General features: G+C 73.0%; 18 protein-coding genes. 6 read left to right on the top strand and 12 right to left on the bottom strand.

Features of this window, described 5'->3' with window-relative positions; translation table 11 throughout:
* Positions 1-3: 3 nt before the first annotated feature.
* On the bottom strand, positions 4-681 hold the full coding sequence (locus RDV89_RS16955; RefSeq protein WP_315734851.1) for an SGNH/GDSL hydrolase family protein: 678 nt from the start codon (positions 679-681) through the stop codon (positions 4-6).
* On the bottom strand, positions 678-1,766 hold the full coding sequence (locus RDV89_RS16950) for an alpha/beta hydrolase (RefSeq protein WP_315734849.1): 1,089 nt from the start codon (positions 1,764-1,766) through the stop codon (positions 678-680). Before RDV89_RS16950 ends, RDV89_RS16955 begins: the two co-directional genes overlap by 4 nt.
* Positions 1,767-1,854: 88 nt before the next feature.
* On the opposite strand from RDV89_RS16950, the gene RDV89_RS16945 reads away from it, so the two are divergent.
* The 5 genes from RDV89_RS16945 to RDV89_RS16925 all read left to right on the top strand — a co-directional run bounded on the left by RDV89_RS16945 (position 1,855) and on the right by RDV89_RS16925 (position 6,659).
* On the top strand, positions 1,855-4,038 hold the full coding sequence (locus tag RDV89_RS16945; protein ID WP_315734847.1) for an RNA degradosome polyphosphate kinase: 2,184 nt from the start codon (positions 1,855-1,857) through the stop codon (positions 4,036-4,038).
* A gap of 174 nt (positions 4,039-4,212) precedes the next feature.
* Positions 4,213-4,830: a DUF47 domain-containing protein gene (locus RDV89_RS16940; RefSeq protein WP_315734846.1), complete on the top strand. Its 618-nt coding sequence runs from the start codon at positions 4,213-4,215 to the stop codon at positions 4,828-4,830.
* Between the two features lie 2 nt (positions 4,831-4,832).
* Positions 4,833-5,855: an inorganic phosphate transporter gene (locus RDV89_RS16935; protein ID WP_315734844.1), complete on the top strand. Its 1,023-nt coding sequence runs from the start codon at positions 4,833-4,835 to the stop codon at positions 5,853-5,855.
* Positions 5,856-5,970: 115 nt separating this feature from the next.
* Positions 5,971-6,456: a DUF2975 domain-containing protein gene (locus tag RDV89_RS16930; RefSeq protein WP_315734842.1), complete on the top strand. Its 486-nt coding sequence runs from the start codon at positions 5,971-5,973 to the stop codon at positions 6,454-6,456.
* Positions 6,456-6,659: a helix-turn-helix domain-containing protein gene (locus RDV89_RS16925; RefSeq protein WP_315734841.1), complete on the top strand. Its 204-nt coding sequence runs from the start codon at positions 6,456-6,458 to the stop codon at positions 6,657-6,659. Before RDV89_RS16930 ends, RDV89_RS16925 begins: the two co-directional genes overlap by 1 nt.
* Before the next feature lie 123 nt (positions 6,660-6,782).
* Here RDV89_RS16925 and pstB read toward each other — a convergent pair whose 3' ends face one another.
* From pstB to RDV89_RS16890, 7 genes are all read right to left on the bottom strand, one after another.
* Positions 6,783-7,562 carry a phosphate ABC transporter ATP-binding protein PstB gene (pstB, locus tag RDV89_RS16920; RefSeq protein ID WP_315734839.1) on the bottom strand — a complete coding sequence of 260 codons (780 nt, stop codon included), beginning with the start codon at positions 7,560-7,562 and terminating at the stop codon, positions 6,783-6,785.
* 26 nt (positions 7,563-7,588) lie between these two features.
* Positions 7,589-8,668 (bottom strand): phosphate ABC transporter permease PstA, encoded by a 1,080-nt coding sequence (gene pstA / locus RDV89_RS16915; RefSeq protein WP_315734837.1) that lies wholly within the window; start codon positions 8,666-8,668, stop codon positions 7,589-7,591.
* Complete coding sequence (pstC, locus tag RDV89_RS16910; protein ID WP_315734835.1) at positions 8,665-9,627, bottom strand: phosphate ABC transporter permease subunit PstC; 963 nt, start codon at positions 9,625-9,627, stop codon at positions 8,665-8,667. The genes pstA and pstC overlap by 4 nt, the downstream gene beginning before the upstream one ends.
* A gap of 107 nt (positions 9,628-9,734) precedes the next feature.
* Positions 9,735-10,844 (bottom strand): phosphate ABC transporter substrate-binding protein PstS, encoded by a 1,110-nt coding sequence (gene pstS, locus RDV89_RS16905; protein WP_315734833.1) that lies wholly within the window; start codon positions 10,842-10,844, stop codon positions 9,735-9,737.
* A 205-nt stretch (positions 10,845-11,049) separates the two neighbouring features.
* A complete protein-coding gene (locus tag RDV89_RS16900) occupies positions 11,050-12,000 on the bottom strand; it encodes an NUDIX hydrolase (RefSeq protein WP_315734831.1) in 951 nt (316 codons plus the stop codon).
* 44 nt (positions 12,001-12,044) lie between these two features.
* The gene (locus tag RDV89_RS16895) at positions 12,045-12,239 is read right to left on the bottom strand and encodes a hypothetical protein (protein WP_315734829.1); all 195 of its coding nucleotides are present in this window, start codon (positions 12,237-12,239) and stop codon (positions 12,045-12,047) included.
* 167 nt (positions 12,240-12,406) lie between these two features.
* Positions 12,407-12,754 (bottom strand): STAS domain-containing protein, encoded by a 348-nt coding sequence (locus RDV89_RS16890; RefSeq protein ID WP_315734827.1) that lies wholly within the window; start codon positions 12,752-12,754, stop codon positions 12,407-12,409.
* Positions 12,755-12,941: 187 nt separating this feature from the next.
* Between RDV89_RS16890 and RDV89_RS16885 the strand changes: the two genes are divergently transcribed.
* A complete protein-coding gene (locus RDV89_RS16885; RefSeq protein WP_315734825.1) occupies positions 12,942-15,296 on the top strand; it encodes a DEAD/DEAH box helicase in 2,355 nt (784 codons plus the stop codon).
* On the opposite strand, the gene RDV89_RS16880 is transcribed toward RDV89_RS16885, so the two are convergent.
* The 3 genes from RDV89_RS16880 to RDV89_RS16870 are packed head-to-tail and all read right to left on the bottom strand — an operon-like array spanning position 15,257 to position 16,199.
* Positions 15,257-15,616 carry an Rv3654c family TadE-like protein gene (locus RDV89_RS16880; RefSeq protein WP_315734824.1) on the bottom strand — a complete coding sequence of 120 codons (360 nt, stop codon included), beginning with the start codon at positions 15,614-15,616 and terminating at the stop codon, positions 15,257-15,259. The two genes, RDV89_RS16885 and RDV89_RS16880, sit on opposite strands and share 40 nt — an antisense overlap.
* A complete protein-coding gene (locus tag RDV89_RS16875) occupies positions 15,613-15,996 on the bottom strand; it encodes a TadE family type IV pilus minor pilin (RefSeq protein WP_315734822.1) in 384 nt (127 codons plus the stop codon). The genes RDV89_RS16880 and RDV89_RS16875 overlap by 4 nt, the downstream gene beginning before the upstream one ends.
* Positions 15,996-16,199: a DUF4244 domain-containing protein gene (locus RDV89_RS16870; protein ID WP_315734821.1), complete on the bottom strand. Its 204-nt coding sequence runs from the start codon at positions 16,197-16,199 to the stop codon at positions 15,996-15,998. Before RDV89_RS16870 ends, RDV89_RS16875 begins: the two co-directional genes overlap by 1 nt.
* Positions 16,200-16,369 lie beyond the last annotated feature (170 nt).

Genomic DNA, 16,369 nt, shown 5'->3' with positions numbered 1-16,369 from the left:
GCCTCAGCGCGAGACGGCGCCCAGCACGGCCGCGCCGAGCGCCCGCGCACCGTCGCGCGTGGGGTGGACGCCGTCGGCGGCGTAGCCCTCGCGCCAGCGGTCCTCGCCGCCGACGCCCAGGGAGTCGACGACGTCGACGAACGGGACGTCGAGGTCCTCGGCCAGCTCGCGCTCGGCCTCGATCAGGTCGCCCACGTCGCCCCACCCGGCGCGCTCCAGCGGCGGCGGCGACACGATCCACACGTCGGCACCGGCCCCCTGCGCGCGCTGGACCATCGAGGCCAGGGCCGCGACGGAGTCGTCGACGTCGACCCCGAGACGCACGTCGTTGGTGCCGCCCATGATCACGACGGCACGGGGGTCGCGGGCGAGCACGTCGCGCTCGAAGCGGGCCGCCATCTCGCCGAGCGTCTCGCCGGCGACGGCCTCGTTGGCCACGTAGCGCCACGGCGTGCGGTCGTCGGTCACGACGTAGCGCAACCAGGAGCGCCGGCCCGGCAGGTCCGTCGGCGTCGCGGTGTCGGCCTCGGTGATCGAGTCGCCGATGAAGACCGTCGGGACGCCGTTCTCGCTCGCCTCGACCCGCACGCTCTGGTAGCCGGCGAAGCCGACCGCGAGCACGGCGGCCGTCGACACCGTCAGGAAGCGCGGCCGGCGCCGCGGCTGGTCGGACGTGGTCATGTTCCCTCCCGGACCGCGTCCGGGACCGCGCCCAGACCGGTCGCCAGCGCGGCGGCGATCTCGTCGAGCGCGGCCCGGTTGGCCGCGCCGAGGGCCACCCAGTTGGCGAACCCGTGGATGAGCCCGTCGAAGCGCCGCGCCGTGACCGGGACACCGGCGTCGGCGAGGGCACGGGCGTACGCCTCCCCCTCGTCGCGCAGCGGGTCGAACCCGGCGGTCGCGACGTAGGCGGGCGCCAGGTCGGCGGGGACGTCGGCGTAGGCGGGCGAGGCAGCCGGGTCGGTCTGCCGCGACGCGTCGGGCAGGTAGGCGGCCTCCACCCGGTCCATGAACTGCGTGGTCAGGTAGAGCCCGTCGCCGAACAGCCGGTGGCTGCGCGCCGACCGGGTGAGGTCGGTCGCGGGGTAGATCAGCAGCTGGTACGCCAGCGGCAGGCCCTCGCGCGCGGCCGCGAGCGCCGTCACGGCGGCGAGGTTGCCGCCGGCGGAGTCGCCGCCGACCGCGAGCCGCGAGGGGTCGGCGCCGAGCCAGCCGGCGTTGGCGCAGACCCACCGGTAGGCGGCGAGGACGTCCTCGTACGCGGCCGGGAACGGGTGCTCGGGCGCGAGCCGGTAGGTCACCGACAGCACCCGGACCCCTGCCCGCTCCGCCAGGAACCGGCACAGCGCGTCGTGGCTGTCGAGGCCGCCGTAGACGAAACCGCCGCCGTGCAGGAAGACCAGGAGCGGATCGCCCGCGGAGCCGTCGCGCACGAGCCGACCGCGGGGGACGTACAGCCGCGCCGCACGACCCGCGACCCGGCACGACTGCACCTCGCCGATCGGCTGGACGCCGCCGGCCAGGCGCGCCTGCGCGGTCAGCACCCGCCTGCCCTGCGGCACCGGCAGGCGCTCCACCACGGGCTCGCGGGCGAGCACCTGGGCCCGCAGGACCAGCTGGGTGTCGAGGTCGAGGGTGAGGCCGTCGATGGTGACGGGCGGCCCGGCCAACCTCCGCCGGGCGGGCTCGGGCAGGCGCAGCAGACCCTGGACCGCGCTGCGGCGCAGGGTCACGGCGAGCTCGTCGAGGCGGGCGGGTGCAGGCACGACGGCCACGTTACCCACCGGTCACCGCGAGCGCGACGCCCTTCGTCGAGGTCACCGTCCGTTCACCGGCGGGTGGAACACTTCGTCCATGACCACGGAACCGTCCGCTCTCGCCGCTCACGTCTCCGGCTCCTTGGAGGACGGGCCCCCCGAGGCGGCGCTGCAGGCGGTCGGCGGTGACATCTTCGACGTGGACCCGCCCTACGCCCCCGACCCCGAGGCCCTCGCCGCCGTCGAGCAGCACGGCGACCGGTTCCTCGACCGCGAGGTCTCGTGGCTCAAGTTCAACCAGCGGGTGCTGGAGCTGGCGGAGGACCCCTCGCTCCCGCTGCTGGAGCGCACGCGCTTCCTGGCCATCTTCGCCAGCAACCTCGACGAGTTCTTCATGGTCCGCGTCGCCGGCCTCAAGCGCCGCATCGCCGCCGGCGTGGCCGTGCGGGCAGCCTCGGGCCTGCTGCCGCGAGAGGTGCTCAAGGAGATCTGGACGACCACCCGCGAGCTGATGGACCGTCACGCGCGCGTCTTCCGCGAGGAGATCGTGCCCGCGCTGGAGTCCGAGGGCATCCAGCTCGTGCGCTGGGAGCAGCTCGACCGCGAGGAGCAGAAGCACTGCAAGCGGCTCTTCCGCGACCGGGTCTTCCCGGTGCTCACGCCGCTGGCGGTCGATCCCGCGCACCCGTTCCCCTACATCTCGGGCCTCTCGCTCAACCTCGCGGTCCTGGTGCGCAACCCGAAGACCGGCAAGGAGCAGTTCGCCCGGGTCAAGGTGCCGCCGATCTTCGACCGCTTCGTCGCGGTCGGCAACCAGCGGTTCGTGCCGCTGGAGGACGTGATCGGCGAGCACCTCAAGCGTCTCTTCCCGGGCATGGAGGTGCTGCAGGTCCACACCTTCCGGGTCACCCGCAACGAGGACCTGGAGGTCGAGGAGGACGACGCCGAGAACCTGCTGGCCGCGCTGGAGAAGGAGCTGCTGCGCCGGCGCTTCGGGCCCGCGGTGCGCCTCGAGGTCGAGGAGTCCATCGACGACAAGGTGCTCGAGCTGCTCATGTCCGAGCTCGACGTGCGCGACGAGGAGGTCTTCCGGCTGGCGGGCCCGCTGGACCTGCGCGGGCTCAACGACATCGCCGACCTCGACCGGGAGGACCTGAAGTACCCCGCGTTCGTCCCGTCGACCCACACCCAGCTCGCGGAGGTGGAGTCCAGCTCGCCCGTCGACGTGTTCAAGGCGGTGCGCCGCCGCGACGTGCTGCTGCACCACCCGTACGACTCGTTCGCCACCTCCGTGCAGCGCTTCATCGAGCAGGCCGCGGCCGACCCGCACGTGCTGGCGATCAAGCAGACGCTCTACCGCACCTCGGGCGACAGCCCGATCATCGACGCCCTCATCGACGCGGCCGAGTCCGGCAAGCAGGTGCTGGTCATCGTCGAGATCAAGGCCCGCTTCGACGAGACCAACAACATCCGCTGGGCCCGCAAGCTCGAGCACGCCGGCTGCCACGTGGTCTACGGCCTCGTGGGACTCAAGACCCACTGCAAGCTCTCGCTCGTCGTGCGCGACGAGCCCGAGGGCATCCGTCGCTACACGCACATCGGGACGGGCAACTACAACCCCAAGACGGCCCGCATCTACGAGGACCTCGGCCTGCTCACCGCCGACCCGCGGATCGGCGAGGACGTCGCGCACCTGTTCAACAACCTGTCCGGCTTCTCGCGCAACGCCTCCTACGAGGAGCTGCTGGTCGCGCCCGACTCCGTGCGCACCGGTCTCGTCGAGGCCATCCACGCCGAGATCGCGCACCACCAGGCCGGGCGGCCGGCGCAGGTCCGGATCAAGGCCAACTCGGTCGTCGACGAGGCCGTCATCGACGCGCTCTACCTGGCCTCGCAGGCCGGCGTGCCGGTCGAGCTGTTCGTGCGCGGCATCTGCTCGCTGCGCCCCGGCGTGCCGGGCCTCTCGGAGAACATCACCGTGCGCTCGGTGCTGGGTCGCTTCCTCGAGCACTCCCGCGTCTTCTGGTTCGCCGACGGCGGCACGCCGAGCGCCTGGATCGGCTCGGCCGACATGATGCACCGCAACCTCGACCGCCGCGTCGAGGTGCTGGTGCGGCTGCCCCAGACCCAGGTCGCCGAGATCACGCGGTTGCTCGACCTCGCCTTCGACCCGACGACGGACGCCTGGGAGCTCGGCAGCGACGGTCGCTGGACGCGGACGCCCGGCGAGCGGCACCTGCAGGAGACGCTGATCGACCAGCAGCGGCGCCGCCGGACCTGACCCGGCCGCAGGTCGCCGACCCCGCTCCCGACCCCCGGGTACGCCCGCCTACCGGGCGTACCCGCGGGGGCGTCGTGCGTGCCGCCACGCCCGCGGTGGGCCACCGCGTTTGTGACGCCTCGGTGACGGGGCCCTAGCATGAGGCGACCCGGTTCCGTACCGCAGGAGAACACTGTGGCTTTCCGATTCCGTCCCGTCGACGGTTCGTTCTTCGAGCTCTTCACGCAGCAGGCGCAGCACCTGACGGTGGGCGCCGGCCTGCTGGCCCAGATGCTCGCCGAGGGCGCCGACCGCGACGACGTCGCCCGACGCATGCGCGACGCCGAGCACGCGGCCGACGAGACGACGCACGAGATCGTGCGCAAGGTGAACAGCACCTTCGTCACGCCGTTCGACCGCGAGGACATCTACGGCCTCGCGTCCGGCCTCGACGACGTCATGGACGAGATGGACGAGGCCGTCGACCTGATCCTGCTCTACGAGGTGAAGTCGCTGCCGCCCGAGCTCGGTCAGCAGGTCGAGGTGCTGCAGCGCTGCGCGGAGCTGACCGCCGAGGCGATGCCGCGGCTGCGCACGATGAAGGACCTCGCCGACTACTGGATCGAGATCAACCGGCTCGAGAACGCCGGCGACAAGAACCACCGTCGCACGCTCGCCAGCCTGTTCAACGGCAGCTACAAGACGATCGAGGTCCTGAAGCTCAAGGACATCGTCGAGGCGCTGGAGCGGGCCGTGGACGCGTTCGAGACCGTCGCGAACCGCGTGGAGACGATCGCCGTCAAGGAGTCCTGAGCGTGGAGCTCACCATCGTCGTCGTGGTGGTCGTCGTCGCGCTCGTCTTCGACTACACCAACGGCTTCCACGACGCTGCCAACGCCATCGCGACCTCCGTCTCGACCCGCGCGCTCACGCCGCGGGTCGCGCTCGGCATGGCCGCGGTCATGAACTTCATCGGCGCCTTCCTCGGCCAACGCGTGGCCGAGACCGTGTCCGAGGTGATCACGCTGCCGTCCCCGGACACCACGGCGGTGGCCGTGCACGGCCTCGTGATCGTGCTCGCGGGGCTGCTGGGCGCGATCACGTGGAACCTCATCACCTGGTACTTCGGGCTGCCCTCGTCCTCGACCCACGCCCTCATCGGCGGGCTCGTCGGCGCGGCGATCGCCGGCGGCGCCAGCGTCCAGTGGTCCACCATCATCGACAAGGTCGTCCTGCCGATGCTGGCCTCGCCGCTGTTCGGCTTCGCGGCGGCGTTCGTGCTGATGACGGCGATCATGTGGATCTTCCGCAAGCGCAACCCCGGGCGTACCAACCGCGGGTTCCGCGCCGCGCAGACCGTCTCGGCCGCCGCCATGGCGCTCGGCCACGGCCTGCAGGACGCGCAGAAGACGATGGGCGTCATCTTCCTCGCGCTCGTCACCGGCGGCTTCGCCTCGCAGGGCGACGGGCTGCCGCTGTGGGTGATCTTCGCAGCGGCGGCGGCGATCTCGCTGGGCACGTACGCCGGTGGCTGGCGCATCATGCGCACGCTCGGGCGCCGCATCATCGACCTCGACCCCGCCCGCGGGTTCGCCTCGGAGACGGTCGCGGCCGGCGTCCTCTACACGACCGCCTTCGCGTTCCAAGCGCCGATCTCGACGACCCACACGATCACCTCGGCCGTCATGGGCGCCGGCGCGACCAAGCGCTTCTCGGCCGTGCGCTGGGGCGTGGCCAAGTCGATCGTGATGGCCTGGATCCTCACCTTCCCGGCCGCCGGGCTCGTCGGCGCCGGCGGCTACTGGATCGCCCACGTGCTGTTCGAGGTCGCGCCCTGACCTGAGGGCGCACCCCTCCTCCTCGACGAGCTGCGGCTCGCGCCGTGCCGACCCGTTGCGCCATCTATCGTTTTTCGATACTTTCCTCTCGTTGATCGAGCGATGGAGGTGGGTCGTGGACCGGTGGGTGGTGACGGCGCTGCGCGCCGTGATCGCGGTGGCGTTCGTCGGCGCGGTGGGCGTGCAGGTGGTGATCGTGCCGCTGGCCTGGCAGGACCTGGACTCGACGGCGACCTGGGTGCGCGTCGCGCTCACGAGCATCGCGGTGCTCGGCATCGGCACCCTGCAGGTCGCCGGCGTCTGCGTGTGGCGGCTGCTGACCATGGTGCGGCGCGACACGGTGTTCACGACGCGCGCGTTCCGCTACGTCGACGGGGTGGTCGGGGCGATCGCCTCCGCCTCCGTGCTCGTCGCGGCGGTCGCCGTGGTCGGGGCCGTGCGCAACCGCACCACGGCCGGGGACGAGGTCGCGCCGGGGGTCGTCGCGCTGATGCTGGGCCTCGCGCTCGTGGTGGCCGGGGTGGCGCTGGTCGTGCTGGTGCTGCGCATCCTGCTCGCGAAGGCCGTCGAGCTGCGCACCGAGCTCGACGTGGTCATCTGATGCCGATCGTCGTCGACGTCGACGTCATGCTCGCGCGCCGCAAGATGGCGGTCGGCGAGCTCGCCGAGCGGGTCGGGATCACCCCCGCCAACCTCGCGGTGCTGAAGAACGGTCGGGCGAAGGCCGTGCGGTTCACGACGCTCGAGGCGCTCTGCGAGGTCCTCGACTGCCAGCCGGGCGACCTCCTGCGCTGGGAGCCCTGAGCCGCGGCACGACCGGCAGCCCGACGCGGACGCAGGAGGGGCGCCACCCGCGGCGTGGGTCCCCCGACCACTGCCTGCGGATGGCGCCCCTGGTCCTGCGGGACGCGGGTCGCGTCGTGCGGGTCAGCCGAAGCGACCCGAGATGTACGCCTCGGTGGCGTCGTTGTCCGGGTTGGCGAACATCTTCTCGGTCGGGTTGAACTCGACCAGGTGGCCCGGCTGGCCGGCGCCCTTGAGGTTGAAGAAGCCGGTCTCGTCGGAGACGCGCGCCGCCTGCTGCATGTTGTGGGTGACGATGACGATCGTGTACTGCGACTTCAGCTCGTGGATCAGGTCCTCGATCGCGGAGGTCGAGATCGGGTCGAGCGCGGAGCACGGCTCGTCCATCAGCAGCACCTGCGGCTCCACCGCGATGGCGCGGGCGATGCACAGACGCTGCTGCTGGCCGCCGGACAGGCCCATGCCGGGACGGCCCAGGCGGTCCTTGACCTCGGTCCACAGGTTGGCGCCCTTGAGCGAGCGCTCGACGATGTCGTCGGCCTCCGCCTTCTTGAGCTTCTTGGCGTTCAGCCGGTTGCCCGCCAGCACGTTGTCGTAGATCGACATCGTGGGGAACGGGTTCGGGCGCTGGAAGACCATGCCGATCTGGCGGCGCACGGCCACCGGGTCGACCGCGGAGTCGTAGAGCGACTGCCCGTCGACCATCACCTTGCCCTCGACGCGCGCACCGGGGATGACCTCGTGCATGCGGTTGAGGGAGCGCAGGAAGGTGGACTTGCCGCAGCCGGACGGGCCGATGAACGCGGTGACCGCCTTCGACCGGATCGTCATGTTCACACCCTCCACGGCGAGGAAGTCGCCGTAGTAGATGTTCAGGTCCGAGACGTCGATGCTCTTGGCCATGAGGTGGTTTCTTTCCTTCTCTCGGCTCAGCGGCCGGTCTTGGGTGCGAACGCCTTGCCGATGACGCGGGCGAGCACGTTGAGCAGCATCACGATCGCGATGAGCACCAGGGCCGCGCCCCAGGCCCGCTCGTAGCCGGCGGACGCCGGGAGACCCGGCTGCGTGTAGCTGTAGTAGATGAACACCGGCAGCGTCGCCATGCGCTCGTCGAACAGGTTGAAGTTCACCGAGTCGGTCTTGCCGGCGATGATGAGCAACGGCGCGGTCTCGCCGATGACTCGCGCGATCGCGAGGGTCACGCCGGTCACGATGCCACTCATCGCTGTCGGGAGCACCACCTTGGTGATGGTGCGCCACTTCGGCACGCCCAGGGCGTACGCCGCCTCCCGCAGCTCGTGCGGCACCAGCTTGAGCATCTCCTCCGTCGAGCGGACCACCACCGGGATCATCAGCAGCGACAGCGCGACCGCGCCGCCGATGCCCATGCGGACGCCCGGCCCGAAGAACAGGACGAACAGGGCGTACGCGAACAGGCCCGCGACGATGGACGGGATGCCGGTCATCACGTCGACGAGGAAGGTGATCGCGCGGGCGAGCCGGTTCTTCACGCCGTACTCGACCAGGTAGATCGCGGTGAAGATGCCCACCGGCACGGAGATCACGGTGGCGGCGAGCGTGATGAGGACGGTGCCGATGAGCGCGTGGTAGATGCCGCCCTGCGCGTCGCCGAACACGCTGCGCATCGAGTAGGTGAAGAACTCCGGCGACAGTGCCGGGGCGCCGTTGCTGATCACGGTCCACAGCAGCGAGAACAGCGGCACGACGGCCGCGAGCAGCGCCACCCAGACCAGGGCCCCGACGAGACGGTCGACCGCGCTGCGGCGACCCTCGACGGCGGCGGACCACACCGGGAGCACGACGACGAAGACGACGATCGCGAGGAACGCGGCGGCGACGACGCCGGCGCCGAGGACCATGGCGGCCACGCCGCCGACGGCCAGCGCGGCGACCGCGGCCAGCGCGGGCGCGAAGCCGGGCAGGCGCGGTCCGGTCAGGGGCAGTGAGTCCGATGCCTCGGGCGCCGGGGACTTCTCGAGGATGGTCATCCGTTGAGCTTCTTCCCGCTCCGGGCGACGACGGCACGCGCCGCGAAGTTGACGATGAAGGTGATCACGAACAGCACGAGGCCGCTCGCGATGAGGACGTTCACGGCGTCGCCGCTGGCCTCGGGGAACTGCCGGGCGATGTTCGCCGCGATGGTGTTCGGGTTCTCCGTGGAGATGAGGTTCCAGGTGATCGTGCCGACACCCGCGGACGAGAGCACCATCGCCACGGCCATCGTCTCGCCCAGCGCGCGGCCGAGGCCCAGCATGGTGGCGGACACCATGCCGGAGCGGGCGTAGGGGAAGACCGCGTAGCGGATCATCTCCCAGCGGGTCGCGCCGAGCGCGAGCGCCGCCTCCTGGTGCAGGGTCGGGGTCTGCGCGAAGATCTCGCGGCAGATGGCGGTGATGATCGGCAGGATCATGATGGCCAGCACGAGGCCGGCGGTGAGGATGGTGCGACCGCTGCCGGCCGCGGGGCCGGCGAACAGCGGGATCCAGCCGAGGTTGGCCTCGAGCCAGCGGTAGAGGTCACCGAGGCGCGGGCCGAAGAAGAGGATGCCCCACAGGCCGTAGACGACGCTCGGCACCGCGGCGAGCAGGTCGACCAGGTAGCCCAGCGAGCTCGCGATCTTGCGCGGCGCGTAGTGCGAGATCACCAGCGCCATGCCGATCGACAGCGGCGTCGCGACGACCAGCGCGATGACGGCCGCCAGCAGCGTGCCGAACACCAGGCGCCAGGCGTACCCGAAGAAGTTGGCCTGGCCGCTCATCGCGTGCGGGTCGGCCGAGAGGCCGGGGATGCCCTCGACCGTGAGGAAGATGGCCACGCCGGCGAGGGCGGCGAGGATGACGCACGCCGCGCCGACGGACAGGCCGCGGAAGATCCGGTCACCCGGCCGCTGCGTCGAGGATCGGCTCGACGACGGCTTCGGCGCCTTGACGGTATCGGGAGACGACACGCGCACTCACACTCTCTCGGATGGGGTTTCGGTACCCATCCCCGCACACCGCTGCTCGGCGGGCCGCACGAGGCGACCCGCCGAGCAGACGGTCATGACGGAGATGTTCAGCTGATCTGCTCGACGACCGCGGCGGCCGTCTCCCGGATCGAGTCCGGCAGCGGAGCGGCGCCCGCGTCCTCGTTGCCGGACGTCTGGCCCTCCTCCGAGAGGATGTAGGTCAGGTAGCCCTTGACCAGCTCCGCCTCGTTGGCGTCATCGTACGACTGGCAGGCGATGAGGTACGAGGCGAGGACGATCGGGTAGGTGCCCGCCTCCTGCGTCGTGTGGTCGATGTCGACGGCGAGGTCGACCTCGGGGTCGCGACCCTCGACCGGGGTGGACGCCTCGAGGATCGCGCCGGCGGCCTCGGGGGTCGGGGCGACGAAGTCCTCGCCGACGCCGATCGCGGCGGCCGGGAGGCCCGCCTCGGTGACCTGCGCGCCGTCGGCGTACCCGATCGAGCCCTCGGTGCCACCGACGACCTCGAGCACACCGGACGTGCCGGTCGCGGCCTCGCCGGTGGCCGGCCAGTCCTCGGACGCCTCGTGCGGCCACGAGGTGGTCGCCGCGAGGTACTCGGTGAAGTTCTCCGAGGTGCCGGAGCCGTCGCCGCGGTAGACCGGGTTGATCGCCAGGTCGGGCAGCGTCGCCTCGGGGTTGTCCGTCGCGATGGCCGGGTCGTTCCAGTTGGTGATCTGGTTGTTGAAGATCTGGGCCAGCGTCTCCGGGGAGAGCTGCAGGTCCTCGACGCCCGGGACGTTGTACGCGATGCCGATCGGAGCCACGTAGGCCGGGATCTCGATCGGGGACGTGCCGCCGCAGCGCTCGGTCGCGGTGGCGAGCTCCTCGTCGTCGAGGTAGGCGTCGCTGCCGGCGAACGCGACGCCGCCGTCGATGAACTGCTCGCGGCCGCCGCCCGAGCCGACCGGGTCGTAGTTGACCGTCACGTCGGAGGCCGCACCCTGGAAGTTGGCGCGCCACACGTTCTGCACCGATTCCTGCGAGGAGGCACCCGCGCCGTTGAGGGTGCCGGAGAGCTCCGCGAAGGCGTCCTGCTGCTCCTGGGTGACGCCGTTCGAGTCGCCACCCTCGTTGCCGGCACCGCAGGCCGAGAGCGTGAGAGCCAGGGCGGCCACGCCGGGCAGGATGTACCGGCTGTAGGAAGTGCGCTTCACTGCGTGTCTCCTGAAGAGGTCTGTGGAAGAACTGACGCAGGGAAGTTAGGGAGCGCGGGTGTACGGATCCGTCGGCGACGGTGAACGAGCAGTGAACGACTCCTGCCCGGTCCGCCACGAAGCGGCGGGCGGACGGCGACGTTTCGGTGAACGAGGGCCGCCCGGGCTTGACGCAGTGACCCGCGCCACTCTAGGGCCGTGACGTCTAGACCGCCTGGGTCTCGCTCGCCACGATCCGTCCGCCCTTGACGTGCAGCACCAGGGCCTCGCCCTTCTCGAGGGCCTCCGGCCGCAGCCCGAGCGCCCGCCACACCAGGGGCAGCACCGGCCGGTGGCTGCACAGCACGGAGCGGCCGGGCGCCTCCAGCAGCCCGCGTACCAGCTCGGCCACGGCCGTCTCGTCCGCGAGCTCCTCGCTCAGCTCCGGCACCAAGCGCGGCTCGAGCCCGCGGGCGTCCAGGTAGGGCTGCACCGACTGCACGCAGCGCGCGCTCGGCGAGGTGACCACGCGGTCGACGTCGTACGCCTGCAGCAGGGGCACCCAGCGCCGCGCCTGGTCGTGCCCCTCCTCCACCAGCGGACGCTCGGGGTCCGGACCGTCCCACCGCGAGCGGGGGCGCGCCAGCCCGTGGCGCAGCACGACGAGCGTGCGGGTGCGCCGGGGCGACGCGTACGCCTCCGCGAGCGTGCGCCGGTCGTGGTCGTAGGTCAGCAGGTCGTGCGCCTCGTCGCGCGGCACCCAGGCGACCCGGTCGATCTCCCCGGGGCGTGCGTAGCCGTCCACGGTGTCGTCGCCGACCACCCGCGCCGACCAATAGGCGACCGTCTTGTCGCGGGCGCCGCCACGGGCGGCCACGCGGTAGCGCTGCGACCCCAGGGGCACGCCGAGGCGGACCCTCAGCCCGGTCTCCTCGGCGACCTCGCGCGCCGCGGCGGTCACGACGTGCTCCCCGGGGTCGACCTTGCCCTTGGGGAACGACCAGTCGTCGTAGCGGGGACGGTGGACCAGCAGGACCTCGCGGCCCGGCCGGGTCACCACGGCACCGGCCGCTCGGATGACAGCGCGTGGGGAGCCGGTGTCGTCCGAGGACTCGGGACTGTCCACGGCCGGGGGCAGCGCCTCGCGGCGCCGGGCCGACGGTCGGGGGGCGGGCATGGCGCCCAGTGTCACAGAGGAGCGAAGTCCGCGGCGAGGCCGGCTCAGCCGGCGGCGGGGCCCTCGGAGGACCGGGCGTCGTCGTCGGACGGAGCGGGCGTCACGCCGAGGATCTCGTCGATCTCAGCGGTGGACAGACGGGACTCCGAGCGGCTCGCGGCGACCATCAGGTTGGTCGTCAGCTCGACCTCGCGCAGGAGCACCGAGTCCTCCAGGGTCACGTCGAACTGGTCGTTCACCGACCGTCACCTCCTGCCGTCCCCGTCGTCGTCATGTGCCCCTCGGCACCCGTCGCGGCGCACCCGTGGGCGCCGGTGAGCAGAGTTCCCCGGGGGTCCGGGGCCAAACGAGGGGGAAAGGTAAATCGTGGGCCCGGAAGAGGCGCTGCGCCGGCCGGGCCGGGCGCTCAGGAGGCGTCGGCGGACGCGAGCGCGGCGGCGAGGGAGTCGTGGATGACGAACACCTTCGCGAGGCCGGTGATGCGGAAGATCTTGAGCAGGCGGTCCTGGCTGCAGATCAGCTGCAGCGAGCCGTCGTGGGCGCGGACCTTCTTCAGGCCGCCGACCAGGACGCCGAGGCCGGTGGAGTCGAGGAACTCGACGGCCTCCATGTCGATGACCAGGTCGTAGGTGCCGGCCGCGACGAGCTCGGTGATCCGGTCGCGCAGGCGCGGCGCCGTGTAGACGTCGATCTCGCCACCGACGGCGACGATGGTCTTGCCATCGGCCTCGCTGGTCGCAAGAGTCAGGTCCACGTTGGTCTCCCTCGGCACCGGGGTGCACTCACGGTCTCGGCACAGCCCCCGCGACTGTGCCGGGACCTATCAAACCACGCCGAGCCAGTACGCGCAGAAGGTCCCACCAACCCGGACCGATTCAGCGTGTCGGCCCGGCCGCTGCGGGGAGTGCCGCGTTGTCGGTGGCAGTTGTCAGACTGCTCGGGTGGAGGACGTGACGACGACGCTGGCGCCGGGAGGCGGGCTCCTGGCCTCGCTGGGCCGACCCTCGGCGCGTGCGGAGCGGCTGCTGCACGTCGAGACGCTGCCCGAGCGCCCCGCGCGCACGGTGCCGTGGCCGTCCTGGGTGCCCGGCGACGTCGTGGCGGCCTACGCGGCGCAGGGCGTGAGCGCGCCGTGGTCGCACCAGGTGGAGGCGGCGCAGGCCGCCCGCTCGGGCCGCCACGTGGTGGTCGCGACGGGCACGGCGTCGGGCAAGTCGTTGGCCTACCAGCTGCCGGGTCTCGCGGACGTGCTGGCCGCCCGCGGCGCGCGCGGCCAGCGGGGCGCCGGCGTGCTCTACCTGGCCCCCACCAAGGCGCTGGCCGCCGACCAGCTCGCCGGCCTGCAGCGGCTCGGCACGGGGGTGCGGGCCGTGACCCACGACGGCGACAGCCCGCCCGAGCTGCGCGCCTGGACCCGCGACCACGCCGAGTGGGTGCTGACCAACCCCGACATGCTCCACCACTCGATGCTCGCCGTGCACGAGCGGTGGCCGGCGTTCTGGCGCTCGCTGCGCTACGTCGTCGTCGACGAGTGCCACCACTACCGCGGCGTCTTCGGGGCGCACGTCGCGCAGGTGCTGCGCCGGGTGCGCCGTGTGGCGGCGCGCTACGGCGCCGAGCCCACGTTCGTGCTCGCGTCCGCGACGGTCGCCGACCCGGCCGCCACCGGTGAGCGCCTGGTCGGTCTCCCCGTCGTGCCGGTGGTCGACGACGGGTCGCCGCGGGGCCGCCGCGAGATCGGCCTGTGGCAGCCGCCGCTGACCGACCACCTCGGCGAGAACGGTGCCCCGGTACGCCGGGCGGCGTCGTCGGAGACCGCCGACCTGCTCGCCGACCTCGTCACCACCGGCGTGCGCACGCTCGCGTTCGTGCGCTCGCGGCGCGGCGCCGAGCAGGTCGCGCGCACGACCCGGACGCTGCTCGAGGAGGTCGCGCCGGAGCTGGGCACGCGCGTGACGAGCTACCGGGGCGGCTACCTGCCCGAGGAGCGGCGGGAGATCGAGCGCGCGCTGCGCTCCGGCGACCTGCTGGGCCTGGCCGCGACCAACGCCCTCGAGCTCGGCATCGACGTCGCGGGCCTCGACGCCGTCCTGGTCGCCGGCTTCCCCGGCACCCGGGCCGCGTTCTGGCAGCAGGTCGGGCGGGCGGGGCGGGGCCGGCAGGACGCGCTGGGGCTGCTGGTGGCCCGCGACGACCCGCTCGACACCTACCTGGCGGCGCACCCGGAGACGCTCTTCGGCGCCCCGGTGGAGGCGACGGTCTTCGACCCGGACAACCCGTACGTCCTGGCGCCGCACCTGTGCGCCGCCGCGGCCGAGCTGCCGCTCACCGACGAGGACCTCCCGCTGTTCGGGCCCGCCGCGGCCGGTGTGCTCGACCAGCTCGTCGAGGCCCGGCTCGTGCGGCGGCGGCGCGGCGGGTGGTTCTGGACCGGCCACGGCCGCGCGAGCGACCTCGCCGACCTGCGCTCGAGCGGTGGCGCCGCGGTCCAGCTGGTCGAGGGCGGGACCGGCCGGGTGATCGGCACGGTCGACGCCGCCCGCGCGCACGGCGAGGCCCACGAGGGCGCGGTCTACCTCCACCTCGGCGAGACGTGGCTGGTCGAGAGCCTCGACCTCGACGAGCACGTGGCGGTGATGCGGCGCGCGGACCCGCCGTACTCCACCAGCGCCCGCGAGACCACGGAGATCCGGGTGGTCGAGGAGTCGGAGCGCACGGCCTGGGGGGCCTGTGCCCTCGCGTTCGGCACGGTCGACGTGAGCCACCAGGTGGTGGCCTACCTCAAGCGGGCCGAACCGGGTGGGGAGGTCGTGGGCGAGCAGGCGCTCGACCTGCCCGTGCGCACCCTGCGCACGCGGGCGGTCTGGTGGACGGTGCCGGCCGAGGTGCTGGCCACTACCGGCATCGACCCGGCGGACCTCCCCGGCGCCGCGCACGCGGCCGAGCACTGCTCGATCGGGCTGCTGCCGCTCTTCGCCACCTGCGACCGCTGGGACATCGGCGGCGTCTCGACCGTCCTGCACCCGGACACCGGCGAGCTGACCGTCTTCGTCTACGACGGGCACCCGGGTGGGGCCGGCTTCGCCGAGCGGGGGTACGCCGCCGCCCCGGCGTGGCTGCGCGCCACCCTCGAGGCGATCCGCGGCTGCGGGTGCACCGACGGCTGCCCGTCGTGCGTGCAGTCGCCGAAGTGCGGCAACCAGAACAACCCGCTCGACAAGGCCGCGGCCGCCCGGCTGCTCGCGACGCTGCTCGCTCACGGCGACGCGACGCCGGCCGGGCCCGCCCGGGCCTGAGCGTCGGGCGCGGCGCCGAGCCCGGCGAGGTAGGTGCGCCGCACCTCGACCCGGACCAGCACGTCGGCGCCGAGCAGGTCGCACCCGACGAGGCGGGCGCCGTTCGCGGCGGCCACCTCGCGCGCACCGGCACAGGCGTCCTCCCCCGCGCCGACGGCGCTCGCCCCGGCGAGGGCGGCCAGGTCGGCCGCGGCCTCGGCCCGACGGTGGTCGGCGAAGACCGCGGTGCCCGTGGCCGCCCCGAGCGCGACCAGCACCAGGACCCCGAGCAGTCCGAGCGCCGCCAGGGTGGCGGCGCCGCGCTGGTCGCGGGCGCTCACTGCTCCTCCCGGCCGGCGACGGCCGTGGCGCTCAGCTCGCCACCCACGACCCAGCCGAGCACGTCCGGGCCGGCGACGGGGGCGACGACCCGCACCCGGACCCGGTCCCCGTCCGCCCCCACCTCGATCCGTGCCCCGTCCGGGGCGACCGCGCGTCCCGCGGCCACGGCCTCCGCGTCGCCGACGTCACGGGCCAGCAGGCGTGCGGTCTCGCGGGCGGCGTCGACGGTGCGGGCCTGCTGCACCCCGAGGCCGACCAGCCAGCACAGCGCGAGCGTGACGGCGACCAGCAGCGGCAGCACCATGACGGTCTCGGCCGTGACGGCGCCGCGCTGACCGCGCCGGTCCCGCCCGGCACGGACCGCGCGGCGCCCGCCCATCAGCCGATCCCGATCAGCCCGAGCACGTGCTCGAACATCGAGGTCAGCATCTGGTTGCCGAGGCCCCCGGTGAGCAGCTGGTAGGCCAGGCCCGCCAGTCCCGCCCCGGCGGCCGTGCCGACCGCGTACTCCGCCGTGGTGATCCCCCGCTGGTCGCGACGTCGTGCCGCGCGGCGCGCCGTGCGCCCGTCCCTCGTCCGCATCCTGCTCCTCCTTCTCCCGGCCCTGCCGGGACGACAGCGGCCCGGTCGGGCCGCACCACCCCGGTCGGGGCGACGACGTCGACACTGGTCGGTCGGCGCGGGTCGCGGGCCGGCTGGGCGGCCGGCTGTGGAGCGACGCGTCGCGGGGGCCGGCTGGGGACCGAAGTCGG

It is taken from the genome of Nocardioides imazamoxiresistens (assembly GCF_032378595.1).
GTDB classification, from domain to species: domain Bacteria; phylum Actinomycetota; class Actinomycetes; order Propionibacteriales; family Nocardioidaceae; genus Nocardioides; species Nocardioides imazamoxiresistens.
The sequence above is the reverse complement of the archived record's forward strand: the minus strand, read 5'-3'. Positions and strand labels throughout refer to the sequence as shown.